The organism is Fulvimonas sp. R45 (assembly GCF_030504985.1).
In the GTDB taxonomy this organism is placed as follows: domain Bacteria; phylum Pseudomonadota; class Gammaproteobacteria; order Xanthomonadales; family Rhodanobacteraceae; genus Rhodanobacter_A.
Genome location: NZ_JASERU010000009.1, coordinates 42,439 through 68,500 on the forward strand (window position 1 = coordinate 42,439; position 26,062 = coordinate 68,500).

General features: G+C 71.0%; 17 protein-coding genes. 4 read left to right on the forward strand and 13 right to left on the reverse strand.

What is annotated here, in order from left to right; genetic code table 11:
- Window positions 1-40 precede the first annotated feature (40 nt).
- The 4 genes from QMK61_RS10180 to QMK61_RS10195 are packed head-to-tail and all read right to left on the reverse strand — an operon-like array spanning window position 41 to window position 5,058.
- Complete coding sequence (locus QMK61_RS10180; RefSeq protein WP_302072091.1) at window positions 41-1,279, reverse strand: ABC transporter permease; 1,239 nt, start codon at window positions 1,277-1,279, stop codon at window positions 41-43.
- Complete coding sequence (locus QMK61_RS10185) at window positions 1,276-2,490, reverse strand: HlyD family efflux transporter periplasmic adaptor subunit (RefSeq protein ID WP_302072092.1); 1,215 nt, start codon at window positions 2,488-2,490, stop codon at window positions 1,276-1,278. Before QMK61_RS10185 ends, QMK61_RS10180 begins: the two co-directional genes overlap by 4 nt.
- Window positions 2,487-4,394 carry an HlyD family efflux transporter periplasmic adaptor subunit gene (locus QMK61_RS10190; protein WP_302072093.1) on the reverse strand — a complete coding sequence of 636 codons (1,908 nt, stop codon included), beginning with the start codon at window positions 4,392-4,394 and terminating at the stop codon, window positions 2,487-2,489. The genes QMK61_RS10185 and QMK61_RS10190 overlap by 4 nt, the downstream gene beginning before the upstream one ends.
- On the reverse strand, window positions 4,384-5,058 hold the full coding sequence (locus tag QMK61_RS10195) for an ABC transporter ATP-binding protein (RefSeq protein ID WP_302072094.1): 675 nt from the start codon (window positions 5,056-5,058) through the stop codon (window positions 4,384-4,386). The genes QMK61_RS10190 and QMK61_RS10195 overlap by 11 nt, the downstream gene beginning before the upstream one ends.
- 340 nt (window positions 5,059-5,398) lie before the next feature.
- Between QMK61_RS10195 and QMK61_RS10200 the strand changes: the two genes are divergently transcribed.
- Window positions 5,399-5,572, forward strand: coding sequence for a DUF1328 family protein (locus tag QMK61_RS10200; RefSeq protein ID WP_302072095.1), 174 nt, complete (start codon window positions 5,399-5,401; stop codon window positions 5,570-5,572).
- A gap of 478 nt (window positions 5,573-6,050) precedes the next feature.
- On the opposite strand, the gene QMK61_RS10205 is transcribed toward QMK61_RS10200, so the two are convergent.
- From QMK61_RS10205 to QMK61_RS10220, 4 genes are all read right to left on the reverse strand, one after another.
- Window positions 6,051-6,878 carry an aldose epimerase gene (locus QMK61_RS10205; RefSeq protein ID WP_302072096.1) on the reverse strand — a complete coding sequence of 276 codons (828 nt, stop codon included), beginning with the start codon at window positions 6,876-6,878 and terminating at the stop codon, window positions 6,051-6,053.
- Complete coding sequence (locus tag QMK61_RS10210; RefSeq protein ID WP_302072156.1) at window positions 6,868-7,878, reverse strand: glycoside hydrolase family 43 protein; 1,011 nt, start codon at window positions 7,876-7,878, stop codon at window positions 6,868-6,870. The genes QMK61_RS10205 and QMK61_RS10210 overlap by 11 nt, the downstream gene beginning before the upstream one ends.
- A gap of 29 nt (window positions 7,879-7,907) precedes the next feature.
- Window positions 7,908-9,392 (reverse strand): MFS transporter, encoded by a 1,485-nt coding sequence (locus QMK61_RS10215; protein ID WP_302072097.1) that lies wholly within the window; start codon window positions 9,390-9,392, stop codon window positions 7,908-7,910.
- Window positions 9,393-9,496: 104 nt separating this feature from the next.
- Complete coding sequence (locus tag QMK61_RS10220) at window positions 9,497-12,430, reverse strand: TonB-dependent receptor (protein ID WP_302072157.1); 2,934 nt, start codon at window positions 12,428-12,430, stop codon at window positions 9,497-9,499.
- Window positions 12,431-12,824: 394 nt separating this feature from the next.
- Here QMK61_RS10220 and QMK61_RS10225 point away from each other — a divergent pair, with 394 nt between their 5' ends.
- From QMK61_RS10225 to uxaC, 3 genes are all read left to right on the forward strand, one after another.
- Window positions 12,825-14,159 (forward strand): MFS transporter, encoded by a 1,335-nt coding sequence (locus QMK61_RS10225; protein WP_302072158.1) that lies wholly within the window; start codon window positions 12,825-12,827, stop codon window positions 14,157-14,159.
- On the forward strand, window positions 14,156-15,154 hold the full coding sequence (locus QMK61_RS10230; protein WP_302072098.1) for an endo-1,4-beta-xylanase: 999 nt from the start codon (window positions 14,156-14,158) through the stop codon (window positions 15,152-15,154). The genes QMK61_RS10225 and QMK61_RS10230 overlap by 4 nt, the downstream gene beginning before the upstream one ends.
- Window positions 15,155-15,584: 430 nt before the next feature.
- The gene (gene uxaC / locus QMK61_RS10235; protein ID WP_302072099.1) at window positions 15,585-17,006 is read left to right on the forward strand and encodes a glucuronate isomerase; all 1,422 of its coding nucleotides are present in this window, start codon (window positions 15,585-15,587) and stop codon (window positions 17,004-17,006) included.
- A 287-nt stretch (window positions 17,007-17,293) separates the two neighbouring features.
- Here the strand turns inward: uxaC and QMK61_RS10240 are convergent, their stop codons facing one another.
- The 5 genes from QMK61_RS10240 to QMK61_RS10260 all read right to left on the reverse strand — a co-directional run bounded on the left by QMK61_RS10240 (window position 17,294) and on the right by QMK61_RS10260 (window position 26,062).
- Entirely contained in the window at window positions 17,294-18,865 is a 1,572-nt protein-coding gene (locus tag QMK61_RS10240) for an alpha-L-arabinofuranosidase C-terminal domain-containing protein (RefSeq protein WP_302072100.1), read from the reverse strand.
- A gap of 81 nt (window positions 18,866-18,946) precedes the next feature.
- A complete protein-coding gene (locus QMK61_RS10245) occupies window positions 18,947-20,419 on the reverse strand; it encodes a mannitol dehydrogenase family protein (RefSeq protein WP_302072101.1) in 1,473 nt (490 codons plus the stop codon).
- The gene (locus QMK61_RS10250; RefSeq protein ID WP_302072102.1) at window positions 20,419-21,459 is read right to left on the reverse strand and encodes a sugar kinase; all 1,041 of its coding nucleotides are present in this window, start codon (window positions 21,457-21,459) and stop codon (window positions 20,419-20,421) included. Before QMK61_RS10250 ends, QMK61_RS10245 begins: the two co-directional genes overlap by 1 nt.
- Window positions 21,460-21,639: 180 nt before the next feature.
- Window positions 21,640-24,336 carry a glycoside hydrolase family 3 protein gene (locus QMK61_RS10255; RefSeq protein WP_302072103.1) on the reverse strand — a complete coding sequence of 899 codons (2,697 nt, stop codon included), beginning with the start codon at window positions 24,334-24,336 and terminating at the stop codon, window positions 21,640-21,642.
- A gap of 16 nt (window positions 24,337-24,352) precedes the next feature.
- Window positions 24,353-26,062 carry a glycoside hydrolase family 43 protein gene (locus QMK61_RS10260; RefSeq protein ID WP_302072104.1) on the reverse strand — a complete coding sequence of 570 codons (1,710 nt, stop codon included), beginning with the start codon at window positions 26,060-26,062 and terminating at the stop codon, window positions 24,353-24,355.

A 26,062-nucleotide genomic window follows, 5' to 3' on the forward strand; every position in this document is an offset into this window, starting at 1 on the left:
TTCAGGGAGAGGGTGCCGGCAGGCGGGAGAGAGGCTTTCCCTACTCCGCCCGGATCGCCTCGATCGGATCCAGCGCCGCCGCCTGGCGCGCGGGGTAGACGCTGAAGGCCAGGCCGATCGCGGCGCACACCACCACGGACGCCACGATGGGCAGCGGCGCCCATGCCACGTGCCAGCCGGCGAAGGCCGCGATGAGGTAGGCCAGCAGGGCGCCGAAGGCGACGCCGATCAGCGCGCCGGCCACGCAGATCACCACCGCCTCGCGCAGGAAGCGCACCACGATGTCGTCGCGGCGCGCGCCGATGGCGCGCAGCAGCCCGATCTCGCGGCGTCGTTCCAGCACGTTGGCCAGCATGATGTTCATGATGCCGATGCCGCCGACCAGCAGGCTGACGCCGGCGATGGCGCCCATCACGATGGAGAAGATGCGTTGGGTCTTCTGGTGCTGGCGGTAGAGCTGCTGCGGCACGATCAGCCGGGTATCGTCAGCGCCACTGTGGCGGCGCGACAGCACGTCGCCCAGTACGCGCGCGCTGGCGGCCAGGCGCGAAGGGTCGTCGATGCGCAGCAGCACGCGGTCGACGGCATCGTCCATCGGCTCGAAACGGAAGCGTGCCTGCGCGCTGGCCAGCGGCACGAACACGCGGTTGCCGGCCCCGCCCAACGGCACGCCCTCGAACTGGTCCTTGTCCAGGTCGCGGTCGGCCAGCACGCCCACCACGCGCAGCCACACCTGGTTGACCTTGACCAGCCGGCCCAGCGCCTGGCCGCCGGGGAACAGTTCGGTGGCAGCCTGGTGGCCCAGCACGGCCACCGCCGCCAGCGACCGGTCGTCCGCCTCGGTGAGGCCGCGCCCGGCCGCCAGCCGCTGCGACGACAGTTCGAAGTAGCCGGGGCTGACGCCGCTGGCGCCGAGGTCGCTGCCACCACCGCCGTCGGCGAACACCGCGTAGGTGCGGATGCGCTTTTCCGCCGCGAAGCGCTGGGCCCCGGGCACCACCGCCAGCGCCGCACGCGCGTCGGCCAGGGTCAGGCCCAGGCTGCGCTTGCGCAGTTCCTTCAGCGCCTGGTCGTCGCCGGGCGGATGGGCCTCGACGATGATGTTGTTGAGGCCGAGGCTCTCGACCATCTGCAGCGCCTCGCGGCGGCTGCCTTCGCCCACGCCCTGCATGGCGACGATGGCGCCCACGCCGAAGATCAGCCCCAGCAGGGTGAGCAGGGTGCGCAGCTTGCGCCGCGAGAGTTCGTCCCAGGCTTCGCTCCACGGTGCGAGGTTCATGGCGCCTTGTCCCTGCCCGCCACCAGCACCACGCGGTCGCCGGGGGCGAGGCCGCGGACGACCTCGCTGCGTTCCGGCCCGCGCACGCCCAGCGTCACCGCCTGCCATACCTGCCGGCCGTCCTTGTCCAGGCGCACGCGCACCGCCTGGCCGTGGTCGTCCAGCGCGATGTTGGGCACGCTCAGCGCCGACTTCACGTCGGCGAGGACGATGCGCGCGGCGAACTGCATGCCGGGAAGCCAGCCGTACCGGCGTGCCTCGGCGGTCGGCACCGTGGCCTTGACCGCAAGGTACTTGACCGGGCTCTGGCGCGAGATCGGCGCCGCGGCCGCGGCCACCCAGGACACCGTGGTGCGCACCGCCTGCAACGGCGCGCCCAGTGGGTGCAGCTCGACGGCCATGCCTGGACGGATGCCCTGCGCCTCCACCTGCGGCACGTCCAGTTCCACTTCCAGGTGGTCGAGGTCGGGCAGTTCGGCCAGCGGGTTGCCGGCGTAGAAGCTGGCGCCGACCTGCGGCTTCTGGCCGCTCCAGTCGGCCTTGAGCACCACCACGCCGTCGTGCGGTGCGCGCAGCACCAGCGCGTCGACGTTGTCGTGCGCCTGCTTCACCTTGAGCGCCAGCGTGGCGCCCTTGGCGTCCACCACGCCCAGCTCGGCCCTGCCGCGTACGCCGGACTCGCGCTCGCGCCATTCCAGCACGCCCTGCCGGGTGCCCAGGTAACGCTGGTCCTGCACCGCGTCGAGAATCTGGTTGCGCGCCACCGCCTCGATCGTGGCGCTGGCGTAGCGGTTGGCGATGGCCAATTGCGAACCCACCTCGGCCAGGTCCACGCCGAGTTTGCCGCGTACCGTGGCCAGCTCGGCCTGCTTGCCTTCGCGCGCCAGCTGGTTGCGCATCCGGTCGAGTTCGGCCTCGCGCAGGTCCTGCTGGCTCTGTGCCGCGGTGAAGCGCGCCACCACCTGGCCCTGCTTCACCTCGCTGCCGTCGGCCACCACCATCGCCAGCTGGCGCTGCGACCACATCGGGCCCGGCACCATCAGCGGCGTGGCACTGGCCGCCTTGAGCGTGCCCTCGGCATCCACCGCGATGAGCAGCGGCGCCGGCTTCATGGTGAGCGTGACCGGCGCGTCCGCACCGCCGCGCCCGCAGCCGGCCAGCGCCAGCGTCGCCGCCAGCATGGCGGCCAGCTGCCAATGGTGCAGGTTCATGTGGCGCCTCCCGGGCGCAGCGGGATGTCGACGCGCGCCGAGCGCCCGGGCTTGAGGCCCGCATCGGACGAGTCCAGCTTCACGTCGAGGTCGACCACCGGGATCGGCTCGGCGGCGGAGCGGCTGTGCACGTTGCGGCCGATGTCGGCGATGTGCCCGTCCAGCGTGCGGCTGGCGCCACCGCTCAGCACCACCTGCACGGCCTGGCCGACGTGCACCCGCGGCAGGTCGCGCTCGGGCAGCGACGCGCGCACCGCCAGCGAATCCATGTCCGGCATGCTGCCGACGCTGGAGCCGAAGAACACCTGGCTGCCCTGGTCGATCTTGCTGCCGTCGTAGTTCGCCGCATGCAGGAACAGGCCCGCCCTGGGCGCATGCACGGTGAGGCTGGCCATGGCTTCCTGCGTACGCTTGAGCTTGGTCCGCGCCTGCGCCACCTCGGCGTCGGCCTCGGCCAGCTGCGCCTTGCGCGAGGCTGCCGCCACCGCGGCGCGCGCCCGCGTCAGCGCCAGCGTCTGCCGCGCGCTCTCGCGGTCGATCACCAGCTTGCGGTATTCGATGCCGGCCACGTAGGCCTTGGGCATCGACGCCTTGCGCACGGCCTTGTCCGCGTCGGCCTGCGCCTTGGCCACGGCCAGCTCGGCGTCGCGCGCGTCGTCCGCCAGCTGGAAGCCGAGCTGGGTGCGCGCACGTTCCTTCTCGGCCAGTTCGCTCTGCTGGGCGGGCAGGTCCTGCGCCAGCGTGCCGGCGGCGAAGGTCGCCAGCGGCTGGCCCTTCGCCACCCGGCTGCCGTCGGGCGCCATCTGCTCGATGGTGAGCTGCCACAGGCCGGCGACCTGCGGCGCCATGACGTCCCACGAGCGCACCGCCACGATGTCGCCGGTGGCGTGCAGGTTCCGGTCGCCGTCGGTCGGCGCCGGGGATGGCGGCCGGTCGGCACCGGTATCGGTCTCCACCCGCGCGCTCATGCCCGGCAACAGCGCCAGCTTGCCGGCCGCTCCGTCCAGCGCGACGTCGACCCGGTAGTAGTGCCCCCCGCCCCACTCGCTGCGGCTTTCCGCCGCCGCGCTGATCGCGGCGACGCGGCCGCCGACGTCGGCGTCGGGCAGGGCGTCGAAGTGCACCCGCACGGCCTGCCCGGCCTTCAACCCGCGCCGGTCCGGCTGCAGCGCCCAGGCCTGCACGCGAAACTGCCGTCCGTCGCCCACCACCTGGCCGACCTCGGTGCCCGGGAACACCATCGAGCCGTCGTGGTACTGCCCGGGCGCGCTGCCGTTGATGGAAAACGTCTGGAACCCGTGCACCACCACGCCGGCGTGCGCGGCGGCCACCGTGGCCTGGCCCACCTGGCCCTGATAGAACGCAAGTTCGAGTTCGAGCTTGCGCAGGTCCAGCGCGTTGTCCTTGCCCTGGCGGTCCACCGCGGCCTGCGCCGCCGCGAGGTCCTTCTGCTTGAGCGCGGCGTCGCGCGTCGCGCTTTCGAACGCGCCCTGGTACTTGTCGTAATCCAGCGCCGTGATCAGGTTCTTCGGGATGCCCGCGTCGATCGCGGCCTTGGCGAGCGTGTTCCGCGCCGTCACCAGCGCCAGCCTGGCGTCGACCGCCTTGAGCTCCAGCGCGGCCAGGTCCTTCGCGTGCTTGGCCCTGGCCAGCGCGATCTGGTCGCGCAGGGTGTCGATCTGGCCGGAGGCGCTGCTGGCGTCGATGCGCAGCACCGGTTGTCCTTTCTCCACGCGCGTGCCGTCGGGCACGAAATACTGCAGCGTCTCGGGCGAGGTCAGCGACGGCGGCGCCAGCAGTCGTTGCGCCTCGGTGGATTCCACGCTGCCGGTCAGCACCGCGGCGGCAACCGGCGCCGCCGCCAGTGCGCCGGCAAGCGCCATCGACAGCGCGCTACGCCGCACTGTCGTGCTCCACCTTGCCGTCGCGCAGGTGCACCTGCCGCTGCGCGTGCAACGCCACGTCGTGGTCGTGCGTCACCAGCACGATGGTCTGGCCCTCGGCGTGGACCTCGTCGAACAGGCCCAGCACGGCGTCGGCGCTCTTGGAGTCGAGGTTTCCGGTGGGCTCGTCAGCCAGCAGCAGGGCCGGGCGCATCAGCAGCGCGCGGGCGATGGCCACACGCTGCATCTGCCCGCCGGAAAGCTGGCCCGGGCGATGCTCCAGCCGCTCGGACAGACCCATGCGCGCCAGCAGCCCGCGCGCCCGCGCCTCGAAGTCGTCCGTGGCGTGGCGGGCGAAGCGCCGTGGCAGCAGCACGTTCTCCAGCACCGTCAGCCGCGGCAGCAGGTGGAACGACTGGAACACGAAGCCGATGCGGCGGTTGCGGAAGTCGCTGGCGCGCGCGTCGTCGAAGGTGGAGACGTCGGTGCCGTCCAGCCCGTAGCGGCCCGCGTCGGGCCGGTCGAGGCAACCCAGGATGTTGAGCAGGGTCGACTTGCCCGAACCGGACGGCCCCACGACGGCGGCGAACTGCCCTTGCGGCACGTCCAGGTCCACGCCCGCCAGCGCATGCACCCACTGGCCCCCGACACGATAGCGCCGCGCGATTCCCTTCAGTTCGACCACCCCTGTCCTCCCGTTCCCCCGCTGCCTGTCGATCCCGGCGCAGCTGGTCCATTTGAATTCAAATGCGACGGCGCTGTCCAGAAGCGCCGCGCCGGCACGCGGCCGCCTGGCCGGTCGATCCTGCGCGAACCCTCCGTGACGGGCGCCTGCACCAGACTGAATGACGACCGTGCGTCGCGACAGGCCATTCACGAATCGCCTGATCGAATCAGACTCGCGCAAGCCGCGCGGGTTCCCTGTCCCGCGTGGCCGATGCGCCAAGCGGCGGGCAACCGGCCTTCGACGTCCGCCTCCCCCACCGCGATGCCATGCAGCGGCATCGCCTCCATGGAGAAGCGCCATGCTCTATTGGGCCATCGTGTTTTTCATCATCGCGGTCGTCGCCGCCATCTTCGGCTTCGGCGGCATCGCCGCCGGCGCGGCGGGCATCGCCAAGATCCTGTTCGTGATCTTCCTGATCCTGTTCGTCCTGTCGCTGATCTTCGGCGGCTTCCGCCGCGGCCCGCGCCTGTAGGGGTCTTCCACCGCCTTCATCCGCGGACACGCGGATGGGGCGGACGCTGGGCAGGCGCCCGCCCAGCCGCGCCTGGCGGCCGGCGGGCGCAACACCGGGCCAACGGGCCGGAATGCGGGCGCGGCAGGGGCATGTCCCTGCCGCGCCGCATTCCGTTCACCGGCATCGCGCCAGCGCGTGTGTACGGTGCTCCCGCCTAAGAGCCTGTTCACGATCTCCGCGTGGCCCGCGTTGCCTTGCTTTGGCCGCCAGGTGGGAGTGCGTGGCGCAGCGCCTGCCTGGCTGGCAGGCCAAGCCGCGCGCTGCCGCCTGGCGGCCAAAGCAAGGCAACCCGAAGGGCCGGGTCTGTTGGCCCACAGGCCGGCGTCATCGTTCAGTCGTGGACGGACGTCCACTCCCTCACTCTTCCTTGGCCTGCGTGCAAACAGCTCCCGGCGCGGGCTACGCGGAGATCGTGAACAGGCTCTAAAGCCGGCGCTCACCACGCCAGCAGGAACCAGGCGGACAGCGATTCGCCCGGTTCCAGGTTCCGCGCCAGTCCGAGGTTGAATGCGTCGGGCGGCCCGCTCTGCGGTTCGACGCAGGTGGCGTGGGCGGGTTCGTCGTAGACCACCCAGTGGTCGCAGTCGGAGGCCAGGCGCAGGCATTGGCCGGCGCGCCGCAGCAGCACGGGTTCGCGGTTGACGAAGCAATCGTCCCACGGACCCGGCGGAGGATCGGCCGGCGGCAGGTGCGCGATGCCTTCGGCGTCGCGCGGGTAGTAGCGGCTCGGGCGGAAATCGAGCTGGTCGGGCTTCGGGAACCAGGGATGCCAGCCGATCGTGGCGGGCATCGCGCGTTCGCCCGCGGTCAGCGTCAGCGTCAGCCGCAGGCGGCGCTCGTCCGCCTCGATGCGCTGGCGGGCGCTGCCGCCGAACGGCCAGCGCGCGTCCTGCGGCAGTTGCAGAGAGAGTGCGGCGTGCGCGGGCGCGTGTTCCTCGACCTGCCACGGCAGGTCCAGCGCGACGCCGTGGATCGCATGCGCGCCGAGGTTGGCGGGAAGCCGGTGGGACTCGCCGCGGAAATCGAAACGACCCTGCCGTACCCGGCCCGCCCACGGCAGCATGGGGAAACTGCCCCAGGCGATCGCCGCCGCGTTGCCCGCGTCGTGGCCGACCAGCCACTCGACGCCGTCGAAGGCGATCCGCGCGAGGCGTCCGCCCGCCTGCGGGGCGACGTCGACGGCCAGCGCACCGTGCCCGATGCGGAGCAGCGGGCCCGGCGCCAGCGGGCGCCGCGCGCCGTCGGGCGCTACGTCACGCGCCATAGGGATGCAGCATGGCGATGCGGCCCTGCGCGTCGTGCCGCAGTTCGGCCATCTTGATCGAGCGCAGGTGGGTCACGCCGCCGGACAGCAGGGCGTCGTGGTAGAACAGGTACCACTGGCCGCCGAACGCGCAGATCGAGTGGTGCGTGGTCCAGCCGACCACCTCGGTGAGGATGCGGCCCTGCCAGGTGAACGGGCCGTAGGGACTGTCGCCGGTGGCATAGCACAGGAAGTGGGTGTCGCCGGTGGACCAGGACAGGTAGTAGCGGCCCTGGTGCTTGTGCATCCACGGCGCCTCGAAGTAGCGGCGCTCGTGATCGCCCGCGCGCAGCGGCTGCCCCGCCTCGTCCAGGATCGCCACCTCGCGCGGCGCCTCGGCGAAGCGCCTCATGCCGGGGTCGAGCCGCGCCACGCGCGGGCCCAGCGCGGGCGCGTCCGGCGGCGGCTCCTCGTTCATCTCGGCCCAGGCGTTGTCGCGGTACTTCTGCAACTGCCCGCCCCAGATGCCGCCGAAGTACAGGTAGTGCCCGCCGTCGTCGTCGGCGTACACCGCCGGGTCGATCGAATAGCTGCCCTCGATCGGCTGCGGCTCGGCCCGGAATGGGCCCTGCGGGCGATCGGACACGGCCACGCCGATGCGGAACCGGCCGTCCGGCGCCTTGGCCGGGAAGTAGAGGTAGTACCGGCCGTCGCGGCAGGCCGCGTCCGGCGCCCACATCTGCCGCTCGGCCCAGGGCACGTCCTTCACGTGCAGCGCCACGCCGCAGTCGACCGCCTCGGCGTCGGGCGAGTCCATGCGGAAGACGTGGTAGTCCTCCATGCAGAAATGGTCGCCGTTGTCGTTGAACGGCACGCCGCCCTCGATGTCATGCGAGGGGTAGATGTAGATCGCCCCGTCGAACACGTGCGCGGACGGGTCGGCGGTGTAGATGTGGGTGACCAGCGGCCGCGAGATGGCGCGGGCGGCCAGTGCGGCGAGGTCGGTGCTGTCGTCGGTCATGGTCGTGGTGGTCGGTGCGGGCATCGGGGTCATCGGGCGCCTTCGCCCGCCAGCCGGCGCGTGTCGAGCTCGCGCTCGATGCGCGATTCCATCGGCTTGTCAATCTCGTACAGGAACAGCAGCGCCACCGCCAGCAGGAAGGGCACGGAGCAGAACACGCTGACCGTCAGCCGGATGCCGTCGACCACCGCCGGGTCCTGCACGGGCGCGTCGGGGCGGTAGCCGTAGTGCGCCAGGATGCCGGCCACCAGCGCGCCGCCGAGGCTGAGGCCGAGCTTCAGCCCGCACAGCATCGCCGAGAAGATCATCGCGGTGGCGCGGCGGCGGTTCTTCCATTCGGAGTAGTCGGCCACGTCGGCGATCATCGCCCACAGCAACGGCGTGGTGATGCCGTAGAAGAAGCCGTGGACGATGTACGAGGCCACCACCAGGCCGACGGCGTCGGGCGGATACACGTCGAAGGCGAGCAGGAACAGCGTGGAGGCGAGCAGCGCGCCGCCGAACACGTTGCGCTTGCCGTAGCGGTCGGCCAGCCGCTTGGAGCAGCCGATGCCGACGATCATGAAGATGATGCCCAGCGCGTTGAACAGGCTGAAGGTGGAGGTGGCCGCGTCGTGCGGCCACTGGAAGCCGCCCAGCCCCAGGCCGCGCAGCAGCCGGTCCAGCCCCGCCACGACGTGTTCGAAGCCGATCCGGCCGAGGAAGTCCGCCAGCGCCGCCCCGTCCATGTAGTACTTGAAGTAGTACACGTACATGCCGCCCTTCAGGGCGAGGTTGACGAACACCAGGATGGTGACCAGCAGCATGATCTGCCAGGGCCGGTTGCGCGCCAGGTCGGCCAGGTCCTCGCGGATGCTGGAGGCCTCCTGCCGCACCGGCGCCACGCGCTCGCGGGTGGTGAAGAAGGTGACCAGGAAGAACACCGTGCCGATCACGGCGAACGCCGTCATCACCACGTGGAAGCCGTGCGCCTTGTCGCCGTGGCCGAGCAGCAGCACCAGCGGCAGCAGCAGCACCTGGATGATGAACTGCGCCACCATCACCGCCACGAAGCGCCAGGACGACAGGCTGTTGCGCTGCTCCATGCTGCCGGTGAGCACGCCGCTCAGCGCCGAATAGGGAAGGTTGTTGGCCACGTACACCAGCACCAGCAGGGTGTAGGTGGCCAGCGCGTAGGTCACCTTGCCGTGCTCGCCGAGGTCGGGCGTGGTGAACGCCAGCAGCGACAGCACGCCGAACGGCACCGCCGTCCACAACACCCACGGGCGGAACTTGCCCCAGCGCGTGCGCGTGCGGTCGGCGACCAGCCCCATCACCGGGGTGAACACGAAGGCGCCGAGCAGGCCGACCGCGAAGATGATCGTCGCCGCGGTGCCCGCGGGGATGCGGAACACGTCGGTGTAGAAGAACGCCAGGAAGGTCACCAGCGTCTGGAAGATCAGGTTGGCGGCCAGGTCGCCCAGGCTGTAGCCGAGCTTTTCCAGGACGGTGAGTTTTTCTTGGGCGCTGTTCATGGACACCTGGACGGTCGGGGCGCACGCACATGGGTGCCTGCAAGGCGGACCCGCCGCGGCGCTTGGGGACACCGCGGCGGGCCAAGTGGCGGCATCGGCCGCCGTCAAAACGTACCGCGGATGCCGAGCGTGATGGTACGGCCCGGCTCGTAGTACTTGTCCACCATGTTGTCGAGGCCGAAGTAGGAGGTGATCGCCTTGTTGGTCAGGTTCGACACGTTCAGCGTGATCTGCGGCTTGCTGGGCACGCGAGCCAGCGTGTAGCTGGCCGACAGGTCGAGCTGGCCGCGGTCGGCGCCGTAGTAGTACGCGAACGGGATGCTGTTCTGGTTGGTCGAGGAGCCCTTCGCGCCTTCCTGCCAGTTGTAGGACAGGCGCACCGACGCGCCGAAGTCCTCCCAGTACAGCGTGGCGTTCCACATCTTCGGCGAGACGCCGTAGATGTTGCCCGCCAGCGCGCTGGCGTCGTGCCCTTCCGTGGTCAGGTCGAGTTTGGTGTAGTTGGCCATGAAGCCAAGGCCCTTCAGCGCGAAGTCCAGCGGCTGCACCCAGGTCGCCTCCCAGCCGCGCACGTTCAGCTCCGCGTCGGCGTTGACCTGCTGCGACACGTCGACCAGGAAGTTGTCGTAGCCGCCGTTGGCGTCCACCTGGCTCTTCTGGGTGTCGTTCAGCGCGTCGTACGGCACGCCCAGCTGCGACAGCGTCAGGTGGCTCTGGCCGTTGAAGGTGTAGCCCTCCACGCGCTTGTTGAAGAAGGTCAGGCCCACATAGCCTTCGTTGCCGGTGTACCACTCGCCGCCCAGGTCGAAGTTGGTCGAGGTGTACGGCGCCAGGTTGGGGTTGCCCTGGCGCGCCGAGTCCGCGCCCACGCCGGTGAAGGTGGTGGCAGGCAGCATCGCGCTCGGGTTCGGCCGGGTCATCGTCTTCGAGCCGGACAGGCGCAGCACCACGCTGGGCGCCACGCTCCAGGCCGCGCTGAACGAGGGCAGCCACTTGCTGTAGGAACTGCTCAGGGTCTGCCACTGGCGCACGCCGCCCAGGGTGACCGGGCCGCTGATCCACTGGTTGGTGGCGGCGTAGCGGACGCCAGCGTTGATGCGCAGCTCGCGGCCCCACACGTCGTTGGCCGAGTTGAACTCGACGTAGGCGGCGCGGTTGTCCTCGCTGAAGCTGCCGGTCTGCGCGGTGTTGTTGGTCGAGCCGCCTTCCGGCGCGGTATCGCGGTAGTAGGCGTAGTTGGTCGCGTCCATGAACGCGTTGAAGTCGGCGGTGATGAAACCCGGGCCGGGCCGCAGGTACTGCGACAGCGCCGAATCCGGGATCTGCGACAGCACGTAGCTCTGCCATGCGGCGCTGTTGTCGAAGCCCTGGATCTTGCGGTAGTTGCTGTCCCAGGCCACGCCGACCTTGACGTTGTTCTTGTCGTCGCCGCCCAGCTGCAGGTCGGCGCGGAAGTCCGAGGTCTTGGTCAGGCGGTGCTCGTTCTGCACGTTGACGCGGCCGCCGTTGGCCAGCGACCAGCCGAGGTTCGGGTCGTTCAGGTCGAGGGCCGAACGGATCACCGGGATGCCGTCGGTGTTGCTGTAGTTGACCGTGGTGAACGGCGAGGTGACCAGGATGGTGGGCGAGTCGCGGCGCATCCAGCTGCGGCTGGTGCCGGCCTGCAGGTCGAGGCGGACGTCGCCGTCGTCGCCGAACCAGAAGGTCGCACCCGGGTCCACCTGCCAGTAGTTGACCTTCTCATGGTACGGCCGCGCCTCCAGGAAGAACTGCGCGTTGGTGAGGGTGGCGTCGGTGACCACGCCGTTGCTGTCCACCTTCATGCCCAGCGGGATCATGCCGTCGGCGTTGTTGTTGCGCGCCACCAGGTCCATGTCGATGCGGTTGTTGGTGCGCTTGGCCTTGGTGTACAGGTAGTCGACCCAGAAGTGCGCGTCCTGGGAGGGGCGCCATTCCAGCGAGCCCAGCAGCGCGTCGCGGTCGCGGTCGCCGCGCATGCTCACCGGGCGCGGCAGGTACGGCACCAGCGCGTCGCCGATCTGGCCGGTGCTCAGGCCCGGGTTGTGCGCCTGCAGCCAGGCAGCGTCGATGGCCTGGCCCGGGGTCAGGCCGGCGCCGACGGTCGCGGCGTTGTTCGGCACCGCGTCGGGGATGCGCCAGCGGTTCGAGGACGGGTTGCGGCCGCAGTCGGTGCCGCACTGCGCCGGGGTCAGGCCCGGGTCGATCCAGCCGCCGTTGCCGTCCTCCCAGCTGTCCACGGCCATCTTGCCGCGCACCGAGGACAGGCCGAACAGCGCGCCGAAGGTGCCGGCGTCATTGGTCCAGCTGCCGATCACCGAGCCCTGCGGGGCGATCTTGTGGTCGATGCTGTTGTCCGCGGCCTGCACCGAGTAGGTGAGGTGCGTGCCCGGGTTGTCGAAGGCATGCGCATTGCGCATGTCCACCACGCCGGCGGCGCCGCCTTCCGGCAGGCTGGCCTTGGGCGACTTGTACACGGTCAGCTGGCTGAAGAACTCCGTCGGGAAGATGTTCAGGTCGACTTCGCGGTTCTGGTTGGTCGCGTCCAGGCCGATCGAGGCGGTGGCGACCGAGTTGCCGTTGATGGTGGTCTTGGTGAAGCTGCTGCCGAGGCCGCGGATGGCGATGTTCAGGCCCTCGCCGTTGACGTCGCGGTTGAGCTGCACGCCCGGGATGCGGGCCAGCGATTCGGCGATGTTGGTGTCCGGGAACTTGCCGATGTCCTCGGCGAAGATCGTGTCGGTGAAGCCGGTCGCGTCGCGCTTGGCGTCGGTCGAGAACTGGATGCTGCTTCGATAGCTGCCGGTCACGTTGACCGTGGCGAGCTGCTTGGCCGACTTGGCGGCCTGTTTCGGATCGGCCTGCTGCGCCTGGCCGGTGTCCTGCCCCTGCGATGTCGCCTGGGCGTTCGGCACCGCCTGCCCCTGCGGCGGCTCCTGCGCCTGCGCCATGCCCGCGACTCCGAGCAAGGCCAGGCTCAATGCATGCGAAAGCACGGTTCGTGCGATACGGACCTGCACCATGACTCCCCTCCCGATATGTGGTGATCCCACTGCCCCGGCGCGCCATGCGGCGCTTTTCGATTCGTTTTCGATTCCCGCGTCAGCCGCTTCTGAAGAGCGGTTCGTCAGCAAAGGTAGCGCTAACAATTTTTCCGCGCACGCTGCAGGGCAACATCGCTCCCGGCTTCCTCAAAACGGCATAAAACAAGGACATATGACCATTCAAGGCATGTGGGAAGCCGCTTTCGACAGGTCTTGGCCGTACGGATTTGCCAAAGATTCTGATAGCGCTACCATCTCTTCGACCAGGCTGGAGGGGAGTTCGGCGACATGGCCCGCGAAACACATGCAGCGCGACGCGTCCGACCCCGGCCGGGCGAACCTGCACTCCGGCGACGCCGCGGAGGCTGAGATGCATGCCGCCAATCCGCCGCCCCGCCCGGCACCGGGCATGAAGCCCGGCCGTTACCGCTGGCGCGTCTGCGCCATGCTGCTGGCCGCCACCACGATCAGCTACGTCGACCGCCAGGTGCTGGGCGTGCTGGCGCCGTTCCTGCAGGCGAGGATGGGCTGGAGCGAACTCGACTACAGCACCATCGTCACCGCGTTCCAGGCCGCCTACGCGATCGGCCTGCTCGGCGCGGGCGCGGTGATCGACCGCTTCGGCACGCGCATCGGCTACGCGCTGTCGATCGGCGTGTGGAGCCTGGCCGCAATGAGCCACGCGTTGGCCAGCGGCGTGCTCGGCTTCGCCGCGGCGCGCTTCGCGCTGGGCCTGGGCGAGGCCGGCAACTTCCCGGCGGCGATCAAGTCGGTGGCGGAATGGTTCCCACAGCGCGAGCGCGCGCTAGCCGCGGGCATCTTCAACTCCGGCTCGAACATCGGCGCCATCCTGGCGCCGATGCTGGTGCCGGTGATCGCCGCGACCTGGGGCTGGCAGGCGGCCTTCCTGTTCACCGGCGCGCTGAGCGCGACCTGGGTGACCGGCTGGCTGCTCAGCTACCGCACGCCGGACGCGCAGCCGAAGCTGTCGGCCACCGAGCGCGCCCACATCGGCCACGAACCGCCGGGCCCGGCGACGCGCGTGCCGTGGCTGCGGCTGCTGCGCCACCGGCAAGCGTGGGCCTTCGCCGCGGCGAAGTTCCTCACCGACCCGATCTGGTGGTTCTTCCTGTTCTGGCTGCCCAAGTTCCTGCACGCGAAGTACGGCCTGGACCTGCTGCACCTGGGCCCGCCGCTGGTGGCGATCTTCCTGTGCGCGGACGTGGGCAGCATCGCCGGCGGCTGGCTGGCCGGCCGGCTGATCCGCCATGGCTGGAGCGCCGCGCGCGCGCGCAAGGGCGCGATGCTGGCCTGTGCGTTGGCGGTGGTGCCGGTGGCGTTCGCGGCGAAGGCCGGCCACCTGTGGCTGGCGGTGGCGCTGATCGGCCTGGCCACCGCCGGGCACCAGGGCTGGTCGGCGAACGTGTTCACCCTGGCCTCGGACATGTTCCCGCGCCACGCGGTGGCCTCGGTGGTCGGCATCGGCGGCTTCGCCGGCGCGGTGGGCGGCATGCTGATCTCCACCGTCGTCGGCCTGCTGCTGCAGTTCACCGGCAGCTACGCGCCGGTGTTCCTGCTGGCCGGCTCGGCCTATCTCGTCGCGCTGCTGGTGGTGCACCTGCTCGCGCCACGCCTGCAACCTGCTCGACTGGACCCGATGCCGGCGACCGGCCGGCCGCAAGCCTCGCCGGAGGGGAATGCATGAAGACGCTCCGGGCCGTCCTGTTCGCCGCCGCGCTGGCCGCACTGGCGCCCGCCGCGTGGGCGCAGGGCGCGCCGCTGGCCGCCGGCCAGCCGAAATTCCTCGGCTGCGCCTACAGCCCGGCGCAGGCGAAGGGCTTCGCGTCCTACTGGAACAAGCTCACCCCGGAGAACGCCGGCAAGTGGGGCGAAGTGGAAGCGGTGCGCGGGAAGATGGACTGGCGCGCGCTGGACCAGGCCTACCGCTTCGCCAAGGCGCACGGCTTCCCGTTGCAGATGCACGTGCTGGTGTGGGGCAACCAGCAACCGGAATGGATCGAGCACTTGCCGCCCGCCGTGCAGCGCCGCGAGATCGAGCGCTGGTTCGCCGCGGTGGCGCAGCGCTATCCCGACCTCGACTACGTCGAGGTGGTCAACGAGGCGCTGAACGACCCGCCCGGCAAGGACGACGAGGGCGGCGGCCACTACATCGAGGCGCTCGGCGGCGCCGGTCGCACCGGCTGGGACTGGATCGTCGCGTCCTACCGCCTGGCGCGCCGCCACTTCCCGCACGCCAGGCTGCTGATCAACGACTACAACGTGATCGACAAGGCCGAGCACGCCCGCCGCTACCGCGCCATCGTCGACCTGCTGCACAAGGACGGCCTGCTCGACGGCATCGGCGTGCAGGCGCACGCGTTCGAGACGGTGCACACGCCGGCCGCCACGCTACGCGCCAACCTGGACATGCTGGCCGCCAGCGGGCTGCCGGTCTACATCACCGAGATGGACATCGACGGCCCCACCGATGCCGCGCAGCTCGAGGAATACCGACGCGTGTTCCCGGTGCTCTGGGAGCATCCGGCGGTGCGGGGCATCACCCTGTGGGGCTTCCGCCCCGGCCTGTGGCGCGACACGGAGCACGCCAACCTCGTGCGCGAGGACGGCAGCGAGCGGCCGGCGTTGCGGTGGCTGCGCCGGTACGTGCGCGGCGGGATGAAAAGCGGGGCGGCGCGATGAGGCTTGCGGGAATATCGGCAAGCCGCTTTGTCGACCGTCATGCGCACGGTGCTTCGTTCGCGCGTCATGATGCCATGTTGCGAAGCCTCTCTCCCTTCGGGAGAAGGGCTGGGGGTAAGGGTTCGGCGACGCCGCAGCGCCCCGCTCCGCACGAACCCTCACCCGCCTGCCGGCGCCCTCTCCCGGAGGGAGAGGGGTTCACCCGGCAGCGTGGGCGAGAACGGGTAGCTCATGGGTTCCGATGGCATGCCGTCCTTGCCGGACTGGCGCTGCTGGCCTGCACGCCGGTCCACGCGACGACCGATTGCGCACGCCGGGCCACAGCCTGCGCGTCGGCCACCCGGCGTAGTGTTCCAGCGCGCCGAGGTCGACCTCGGCGCGCCGGAAAGCGCACGGCGATAAAGTGACTCCTCCTTCCCGAAGCATGCGCATGAACGACGCCAAGCCCCTGCACCTGGACGAGCACCGCCTGTTCGCCGCCGATCCGACCCAGCGCGCCATCGCCGCGCGCCTGTACGCGCAGGCCGGCACGCTGCCCATCGTCAGTCCGCACGGTCACACCGACCCGTCGTGGTGGGCCACCGACGCGCCCTTCTCCAGCGCCACCGAGCTGCTGCTGGTGCCGGACCATTACGTGTTCCGCATGCTCTACAGCCAGGGCGTGCCGCTGGACGCGCTGGGCATCCCGCGCCGCGACGGCTCGCGCGCGCGGGTCGATCCGCGCGAGGCCTGGCGCGTGTTCGCGCGCCACTTCCACCTGTTCCGCGGCACGCCGTCCGCGCTGTGGCTCAACCACGTGTTCCACGAGGTGTTCGGCCTGCGCGTGCGGCTGGACGAGGGCACTTCCGACCACTACTACGACACCATCACCGAGGCGCTGCAGACCGACGCGTTCCGCCCGCGCGCCTTGTTCGAGCGCTTCAACATCGAGGTGATCGCCACCACCGAAGGCCCGCTGGACGCGCTGGCGCACCACCAGACGATCCGCGACAGCGGCTGGGGTGGCCGCGTGCTGACCGCCTACCGCCCGGACGAAGTGGTCGACCCGGAGCACGAGGCCTTCGCCGGCGCGCTGCGGCGCTTCGGCGAGCTCACCGGCGAGGACGTGCTGGACTGGGACGGCTACCTGCGCGCGCACCGCAAGCGCCGCGATTTCTTCATCCGCATGGGCGCCACCTCGACCGACCACGGCCACGAGACGGCGCTCGCCGCCGATCTCTCCGCCGCGCAGGCGCGGGCGCTGTTCGCGAAGATCGTGCGTGGCGACTTCGACGCCAGGGACGCCGAGCTGTTCCGCGGCCAGGTGCTCACCGAGATGGCCGCAATGAGCCTGGACGACGGCCTGGTCATGCAGCTGCACCCGGGCTGCTGCCGCAACCACAACCCGGCGCTGTTCGAGACATACGGCCGCAACGTCGGCGCCGACCTGCCGCTGGCCACCGAGTACGTGCGCTCGCTCAAGCCCCTGCTCGACCGCTTCGGCAACGCGCCTGGCTTCCGGCTGATCCTGTTCACCCTCGACGAAAGCACCTACTCGCGCGAGCTCGGCCCGATGGCCGGCCACTACCCCGGCCTGCTGCTCGGCCCGGCCTGGTGGTTCCACGACGCACCCGAGGGCATGTGGCGCTTCCGCGAGCAGACGCTGAGCACGGCCGGCTTCTACAACACCGTGGGCTTCAACGACGATACCCGCGCCTTCCTCTCGATCCCCGCCCGCCACGACGTGGCCCGGCGCATCGACTGCGCGGTGCTGGCCAGGCTGGTGGCCGAGCACCGGCTGGACGAGGACGAGGCTGCCGAAGTCGCTGTCGACCTGGCCTACCGGCTGCCCAAGCGGGCCTACCGGCTGTAGGCCCGGGGTTCGGCGCGCGCTTCGGCGGCGCGGCTCCCAGGCCGGCGAGGCACCGGCACCGACTCGTCCTCCAGCGCCTCCCGTCATGCCGGCGAAGGCCGGAGGGCTGGTCATCCAGTGCCTCCTGGGTCCGGAGACATCCAGTCGCTGGATTCAAGCTCCTCCCCCTGCTTGTAGGGGGAGGTTGGGAGGGGGTGCTTTGATCTACAAACCCGGAAGCACCCCTCCCCGACCCGCCCCTGCACGCAGGGGAGGGCGCCGTCTCCACGCCCACGTTGGGCATACGCTCAGGGCCGCAGCACCACGACCGTGACCGAAGCGGGCGGCAGGGTCAGCATGATGGCGCCGCTTTTCAGCCGGCCGCTGATCGGCCTGGGCACCACCGTGCGGGGGTGGTCGAACGTGTTGACGCTGTCGACCTTCGGCGCGGCGAGGGTCTGGCCGTCCGCCGAGCTCGCCTTGACGCCGGGCACCGCGGCATCGACCTGCAGCGACCGCTCCGGATCGAGGTTGGTCAGCGCCAGCCAGACCTGGCCGTCCTTTCCCCTGGCGGCGATCGCGTCGAGGCGCGGCAGGGTGGTGCCGCCGTGCACGTACGAACCCGCGTCGTAGCTGACCGGCAGGAAGGTGGCGTCCTGGAACGGCACATACATCCGGAAGACGTGATAGGTCGGCGTCAGCACCATCTTCGGCCCGTCGGTGAGGATCATCGCCTGCAGCACGTTGATCATCTGGGCGATGTTGGCCATGCGCACCCGGTCGGCGCGGCGGGCGAAGATATTGAGGTTGAGGGCGGCCAGGATGGCGTCGCGCTGGCTATTCAGCTGCATCAGGAAAGCGGGATTGGTGCCCGGCGTCGGGGCCAGCCACGCGCCCCATTCGTCGACCACCAGCGCGATCTTCCTGTCCGGGTCGTATTTGTCCATCACGGCAGACTGCTTGTCGATCAGCGGGCCCATCTTCAGCGTTTCGCCGAGCACGTGCGCATAGGCCGTTTCGTCGAACCCGGTGGCGGGCATGTGCGGCGGCCAGCCGCCGTAGACCGTGTAGGAATGCAGCGACAGGCCCTGGATGTCGAACGACCAGCCGTGGTGCTCCTTCCACGTCTTCATCACCGCCTCGGTCCAGGCCGTGTCGTCCGTGCCGGGGCCGACGGCGATCTTCAGCGATGGTTGCTTCGGGTCGTAGCTGCCGACGAAGCGGGCGTAGCGGCGCAGTTCGGCCGTGTATTCGTCCGGCGTCATCAGGCCGCCGCAGTCCCAGCTTTCGTTGCCGATGCCCATCATGGCGACGCGGTAGGGCGCCGGGTGGCCGTTGGCGGCACGCATCTTGGCCAGCGTGGTCGGCTGGTCGGCGGTCATGTATTCCATCCAGTCCTGCGCCTCGCCCACCGTGCCGGAGCCGACGTTGAGCGACACGTAAGCCTCGGCGCCGATCTGCCTGATGAAGTCCATGTACTCGTCGGTGCCGAAGGCGTTGGAATCGACCACGCCGCCCCAGGCCGTGTTGACGCGCGTGGTGCGATGCGGGCCCACGCCGTCGCGCCAGTGGTAGCTGTCGGCATAGCAGCCGCCCGGCCAGCGCACGTCCGGCACCTTGAGCGCCTTCAGCGCCGCCACGACGTCGTTGCGGATGCCGCGCGTGTTGGGAATGGGCGAGTCCTTGCCCACCCAGATGCCGCCGTAGATGCCGTGGCCGAGCTGTTCGGCGAACTGGCCGAAGATATGGCGGTCGATCGTCGCGCCGGGCTTGCCGATGTCGACGACGAGGCGGATCGGCTGGCCAGTGCTCTTCGCTCCCGCCGTGGCGGCAAAGGCAATGGCCAGCATGCACAGGCCCGCGGTCATGAGGTGGCGCATGGAATCCCTCCGGCTTTTCTGCAATGAAAGGAACGTGGTGAGCTGCGTCCGGCAACAGCCGCACGGGGCAAGCCGCTTCGGCTATGACAGCGCCCTGCCCACGGCAGCCGGCGAGCCGTCGCCGAGCCTGGCGTAGGCGCGCTCGAGCGCGCGGGTGAAACGCACGTCGTCGCGCAGGCCGGCGAATACCGGGTCGCGCGCGAGGAAGCCGGCGACGTCGTGCGCGGCGTCGCCGTTGCAGGCGCGACCGGCCGCGGCCAGCGCGTCGGCCAGGGGATCGACCAGCGGTTCGCCGCGCGCGGCCTGCCGGCGCGCGAAGACGAGCCAGCCGGCCACCGGCAGGCACAGGCGCTCGACCGGGCGGCCGGCGGCGAGAGTGTCGGCGATCGTGCCGAGCAGGCGCACCGGCAGTTTCTGCGAGCCGTCCCAGGCGATCTGCGCCAGCCTGTGGCGGATCGCCGGGTTGCGGAAGCGTTCGAGGATCGCGCCGATATAGCTCCCCGCGTCCAGCCCCTCGGGCAGGGCGGTCGCCGGCGCGATGGATTCGCGCATCAGCCGCTCGGCGAAGGCCGCCAGCACCGGCTCGGCCATCGCGTCGGCCACCGTCTCCAGCTCCAGCAGCGAGCCGAGGTAGGCCAGCGTGGAATGCGCGCCGTTGAGCAGGCGCAGCTTGGCGCGGTCGTAGCCGGCGATGTCGCGGCTCAGCGTCACGCCCACGCGCTCGAACGGCGGGCGCGCGTTGCAGAAGCGGTCCTCGACCACCCACTGCATGTAGGGCTCGCGCTGCACCGGCCACGCATCCGCAACGCCCAACGCGTCTCCGACGCGCGCGCGCAGCGCGTCGTCGGTGGCGGGCGTGATGCTGTCCACCATCGAGCACGGGAAAGCCACCGCGTCGGCGATCCACGCGGCCAGCGCGGCATCGATCCGCTGCGCGTACTGCAGCACGGCGCGGCGCAGGCGCTGGCCGTTGCCGGCGAGGTTGTCGCAGCTCAGCGCCGTGTACGGCGCGATGCCGCACCGCCAGCGCGCGCGTAGCCCGGCGACGAGGTAGCCGACCACGCTGCGCGGCGCCTCCGGCGCGGCGAGGTCGTGCGCGATCTCCGGGTGGGCGAGGTCGAGGCCATCGCCCACCAGCGCGTAGCCTTTCTCGGTGACCGTCAGCGTGACCAGCCGCACCGCGGGATCGGCCAGCCGCGCCAGCACGGCGTCGGGCTCCCTCGGGGCGCACAGCCATTCGCGGATCGAGCCGATCACGCGCAGGCGGTTCGACGCGCCGAGCAGGGCCAGCGTGTAGAGCCCGTCCTGCGGACGCAGCGCGTCGCGCACCTCGGCGCTGTGCAGCGAGACGGCGCAGATCCCCCAGTCCGGGTGGTCGGCCAGCAGCGCGTCGATGTAGGCCGCCTGGTGCGCCCGGTGGAACGCGCCGGGGCCGAAGTGCACGATGCCGATGCGCACCTCGCCCGGCGCGTAGTCCGGGCGCGCCACGGTGGCCGGCAGCGCGGGCAGCGCGGCCAGCGACAGGCGCCGCTCGCGGGAAGACGCGGCTGCCATCAGCGCCGCACCTCGAAACCGCCGTCGGCGAGGAAGGCCCGCATGTCGGCCTCGCGCAGCAGGTTCACGTCGCCGGGCACCGAGTGCTTGAGGCAGGCCGCCGCCAGCGCGAAATCCAGCGCGGCCTGGTCGTCCATGTCCCGCAACAGGCCGTGCAGCAGGCCTGCGGCAAACGCGTCGCCGCTGCCGATGCGGTCGACGATGCCGATCAGCCCGCGCGGCGCCGTGGCGAGCGTGCGGTCGCGCTGCGCCAGGCGGCCGAGCAGGTCCTGCTCGTCGGCGCTGCGGTGGCGGCGCGCGGTGGTGGCCAGGCGCTGCAGGCGCGGCCACGCCGCGAAGGCGGCTTCGGCGGCGCGGTGGAAGCCGTCGTCCGTGGCCGCGAAGTCCCGGCCGAGGATCAGCGCGACGTCGCGTTCGCCGCCGAAGACCAGCTCCGCCTCGGCCACGACCTCGCGCAGCAGCGCGGGCGCCTGCGCGGCGCGCTCGCCCCACAGCTTGCCGCGGTAGTTGCAATCGAACGACACCCGCACGCCTCCCGCGCGCGCGGCCCGCACCGCGGCCAGCGCGGCCTGCGCCGTGGCCTCGCCCAGCGCGAGGTTGATCCCGGACAGGTGCAGCCATTGCGCCCCGGCGAGCAGGCGTGGCCAGTCCCAGGCCTCGGTCGGCGTGCGCGCGAATACCGAGTCGGCGCGGTCGTAGATCACCTCGGCGGGACGATGCATCGCGCCGGGCGCGAGGAAGTACAGCCCCATGCGGCCTTCCGTGTGGCGCACGCCGCCGGTGTCCACGCCGTGGCGGCGCAGCTCGCCGGCGCAGGCGTGGCCGATCGCATGGTCGGGCAAGGCGCTGACCATCGCGCTGGCATGGCCGAGGATGGCGAGCGAGGCGGCCACGTTCGCCTCCGCGCCGCCGAAGTGGACGTCGAAGCGGGGCGATTGCAGCGGCAGCTCGCGCCCCGGCGGCGACAGCCGCATCAGCAGTTCGCCGAAGCAGACGATGCGGGGCCGGTCGGTGGGAGGCGGCGGTTCGTGCGACTTCATGGTTTCTCGTCACTCATCGGCGTGAAAGCCCCTCTCCCCTCGGGAGAGGGGTTGGGGTGAGGGTTCGGCAATACCGCCATGCTTTGCTCCGCTCGTACCCTCTCCCGGCTGCCGCCACCCTCTCCCACGCGTGGGAGAGGGGCCCACGTTGCGGTGTCTGTGCAAGCCGGGCATGGTCTTTCAGCGCTGCACGGTGAAGTCGCGGGTGAGGCAGATGTCGGCGCTGGAGGCGCCCACCTGTACCTGGTAGCGGCCGGGATCGACGGCGTAGGCGCTTCGCGCCACATCGTAGTAGCGCAGGTCGGTGCGCGGCGTGACGTCGAAGCTGACGCTGCGTTCCTCGCCGGGTTTCAGGGCGATGCGCCGGAAGCCGCGCAGTGACTTGATCGCGCGCGCATGCGGTGCCTGCAGCGCGCGCAGGTAGAGCTGCACCACCTCGTCGCCCGCGCGCTGGCCGGTGTTCTTCACCTTCACGGTGACTTTCAGGTGCCCGTCCGGGCCCAGCGTGTCGCGGTCGAGCCGCAGGTCGGAATAGGCGAAACGGGTGTACGACAGGCCGTAGCCGAACGGATACAGCGGCTCGCCCTTGAAGTAGCGGTAGGTACGGCCCTGCATGGCGTAGTCGTCGAACGGCGGCAGTTGCTGCACGCTCTTGTAGAAGGTGACCGGCAGCCTTCCGGCGGGGTTCGCGTCGCCGAACAGCGCGTCGGCCACCGCGTTGCCGCCGCGCTGGCCCGGGTACCAGGCCAGCAGGATCGCCGGCAGGTGTTGCTGCGCCCAGTCGATCGCCAGCGCCGAACCGGTGGTCAGCACCAGCACTACCGGCTTGCCGGTGGCCTGCAGCGCCTTCAGCAGTTTCTGCTGGGTGGCCGGCAGCGCCAGCGTGGTGCGGTCGCCGCCGGCGAAGCCCGGGTAGTCGACCGGCATCTCCTCGCCTTCCAGGTCGCTGGTGAGGCCGCCGGCGAAGATCACCACGTCGGCCTGCCGCGCCGCGTCCAGCGCCGCCTCGAACGGCGGCTTCGCGCCGGGCATGCGCCAGGCCAGCCGCACGCTGGCGTTGTGCGCGTCGCGCACGTAGTCGAGGCGGATCGCATGGGCCTTGCCGGCCTTCAGCTCGACGAAGGCGCCCTGCCCGCGCCGCGTCGATTTCGCGTCCCAGCGGTCCAGCAGCAGGCGACCGTCGAGGTAGAGGCGGAAGCCGCTGTCGGCGGCGGCGCCCAGCTCGTAGCGTCCCGACACCGGCGGCACCAGTTCGCCGCTCCAGCGCGCGGCGAACTGGTGGACGTCCAGCGCCTGCGCGTCGGGCAGCTTGCCGTCGGCGACCAGCGCGTCGGTGGGGCTGGCGTGGATGAAGTGGAAGCCGACCCGCGGGTCGATGCGGGTCAGCACCGGCGGCGCGGTGAAGTCGGCGCTGCGGAAGTACTCGCCCTTGAGGCCGTGTTCGCGCGAACCCGGCGCCGGACGGAGGTAGGCGCCATCGATCACGCGGCCCACGTCCGGGCCGTCGAAGCCCTGCACCAGCTCCGCACCCCGCACGTAGCTGACCTGCGCGTGCGGTACCGCCTCGCGGATGCCCTGCAGGAGGGTCACCGGCGCCCGCGGCGTGCCGTGGTAGTTGCCCACCAGCGCCTGCACGCTGTCGGCGGTGGGGCCGATCACCGCGATGCGCCGCACCTTGCGCGACAGCGGCAGCAGGCCGTCGTTCTTCAGCAGCACCATCGATTCCTGCGCGGCGCGGCGCGCCAGCGCGTCGTGCTGCGGTGAGCGGATGGTCGAGAGCGGCAGCGACGACCACGGCACGCGTGCGGGCGGGTCGAACATGCCGAGCCGGAAGCGGGCCAGCATCAGCCGCGTGACCGCGGTGTCGATGGTGCGCTCGCTGACCAGGCCGTCGTGCACGGCCTGGACCAGCGCGGCGTAGGTGGTGCCGCAGTTGAGGTCGTCGCCGTGGTTCACCGCCATTGCCGCGGCCTGCTCGGCGGTGGGCACGACCTTGTGGAACTGGTAGATGTCGGCCACCGCATCGCAGTCGGAGACCACGTAGCCCTTGAAGCCCCAGTCCTTGCGCAGGATGTCCTGCAGCAGGCGCTGGCTGGCGGTGGCCGGCACGCCGTCCACGCGATTGTAGGCACCCATCACCGCGTCGACCCCACCCTGCTGCACCAGTGCCTGGAACGCCGGCAGGTAGGTCTCGTGCAGGTCGCGCTCGCTTGGATGCACGTCGAAGCGGTGGCGCTCGGATTCCGGCCCGCTGTGCACGGCGAAGTGCTTGGCGGTGGCGTCGAGCTTGCGGTACCTGCCCGGATGGCGCGGATTCGCGAGCGAATCCACGGTGTTGTCGTCGCCCTGCATGCCGCGCACGAAGGCCACGCCCAGGCGCGCGGTGAGGTAGGGATCCTCGCCGTAGGTCTCCTGCCCGCGGCCCCAGCGCGGGTCGCGGAAGATGTTGATATTGGGCGACCAGAAGGTCAGGCCTTCGTAGCGGCCGCGCATGCCGCGGCGCTGGAAGTCGTTGTACTTGGCGCGCGCCTCGTCGCTGATCGCGGTGGCTTCTTCGTGCAGCAGCGCGGGGTCGAAGGTGGCCGCGAGGCCGATCGCCTGCGGGAACACGGTGGCCTCGCCGGCGCGCGCCACGCCGTGCAGCCCCTCGCTCCACCAGTCGTAGGCCGGCACGCCCAGGCGCGGGATCGCGGGCGCGCTGTTCTGCATCTGCGCGACCTTTTCCTGCAGCGTCATGTGCGCCACCAGGTCGGCGGCGCGTTGCTCGAAGCTCAGCGAGGTGTCGCGCCAGGCCGGCGCGGCGTGGTCCGCGGCGGCGCTCACCGGGATGGCCTGCGCGGCGAGCAGCAGCACGGCGGCGAGGGATCGGATCTGCATGCGTTCGGTCTCCCTTTCAACGGACCGCTTCGGTCCGGGCATACGGTCCCAGCATGGTGCCGACGAAGCCGCCGGCGACGTCGGTGCTGAGGATGGTGGCGTCGTCGCCGCGGCGCAGCCAGCGCCAGCCTGTGCCGTCGGCGTCCCAGGCGAACGCGTAGGCGCCGCCGTCGCCGGCGATCTTCAGTTTCAGCGTGGCGCCGGGTTTGATCCGGCCGGGCTCGATCCACGCGTGGGCGACGGTCGTCGGCTGGCCGCCGGCATCCTTGCGCAGGAACAGCTCGACGCGCGCGCCGACGCGGTGCACGCCGAGGAAGTACCAGTGCGTCTCGTTCTGGAACGCGGCCAGGCCGGCGGCGGTGCCGGGCTTCGCCGGCACCTCGAGCGCGGTGCTGGCGTCGAAGGCGAGGTGCTGCTGGCGGCGCGCGAGGAAGGACGGGTTGTGCAGCGCGTCCAGTCCTTCCGGCAGCGGGTGGAGGGTGAGCATGCCGGGCCGCGCGCGCAGGTCGGCCCACGGCTGCTTCGGTGCGCGCAGGTAGAGCCAGGCGCGGTCGAGCGTGGGTTTGTCGAAATCGTCGCGCCAGGTGAAGTTGCCGCTCATCGGCGCCTGGCTCGCCCCGTTCCACGCGAAGGACGGCGACGGCGCGATGCGCGGGACCGTGTGGCCGTGGTCGAGGATCACCGGCCAGCCGTTCTTCCAGCGCACCGGCAACAGCCAGGTCTCGCGGCCGGTGTTGAAGTGCGTGCCGCCGTAGGCGCGGCTGGCCAGGAACAGCGCCCACCATTGGCCGTCCGGCCCCTCGACCAGGTCGGCGTGGCCGGCGTTGATCACCGGGTCGGCGCGATCGGCGGGCAGGTCGCGCTGGGTCAGGATCGGGTCGTGCGCGTACGGCTGGTACGGCCCCCACGGCGAGCGGCTGCGCAGCACCACCTGCGAGTGGTTGAGCGCGGTGCCGCCCTCGGCGCAGGACAGGTAATACCAGCCGTCGCGCTTGTACAGGTGCGGCCCCTCGATCCAGATCGGATGCTTCGACAGGTCCACGCCGCCGTTCAAGATCACCTTGCGCGGCCCGACCGGCTGGCGCCGGGCCAGGTCGAATCGCTGCATCCAGATCGCGCGGAGGCCCTCGTACAGCGGCGGCCCTTGCGGCGGGCCGTTGTTGAGCAGGTAGACCTTGCCGTCGTCGTCGAAGAACAGCGACGGGTCGATGCCGTCCACGCCGCGCAGCCAGGTCGGGTCGGACCACGGCCCGGCGGGATCCTTCGCGGTGGCGAGGAAATTGCCACCGCCGTCGACCTCGGTGCCGACCACGTAGAAGCTGCCGTCGTGGAAGGCGATCGAGGCGGCGAACAGGCTGCGGCTGATGCGCTGCCCATCGAAGTCCATCTGCGCCGGGCGGTCGATGACGTTGCCGATCTGCTTCCAGTGCACCAGGTCGCGGCTCTCCGACACCGGCAGGCCGGGGAAGTAGGCGAAGCTGGAATTGACCAGATAGTAGCGGTCGCCCGCGCGCGTCACGCTCGGGTCCGGATAGAAGCCGGCCAGCACGGGGTTGCGGTAGTGCCCCGGCGGCAGCGGCTGCGCGAACGCGGCGTCGTGGCCGCGGTATTCGAACCAGTGGTAGCGCACCGCTTCCCCCGCCCGTGCCGCCGGCAGCGCGAGCAGGCCGGCCAGGCCCAGGCAGGCCCGGGCCAGCGCGGCGGCGGACGGCAGCGAACGGCTCAT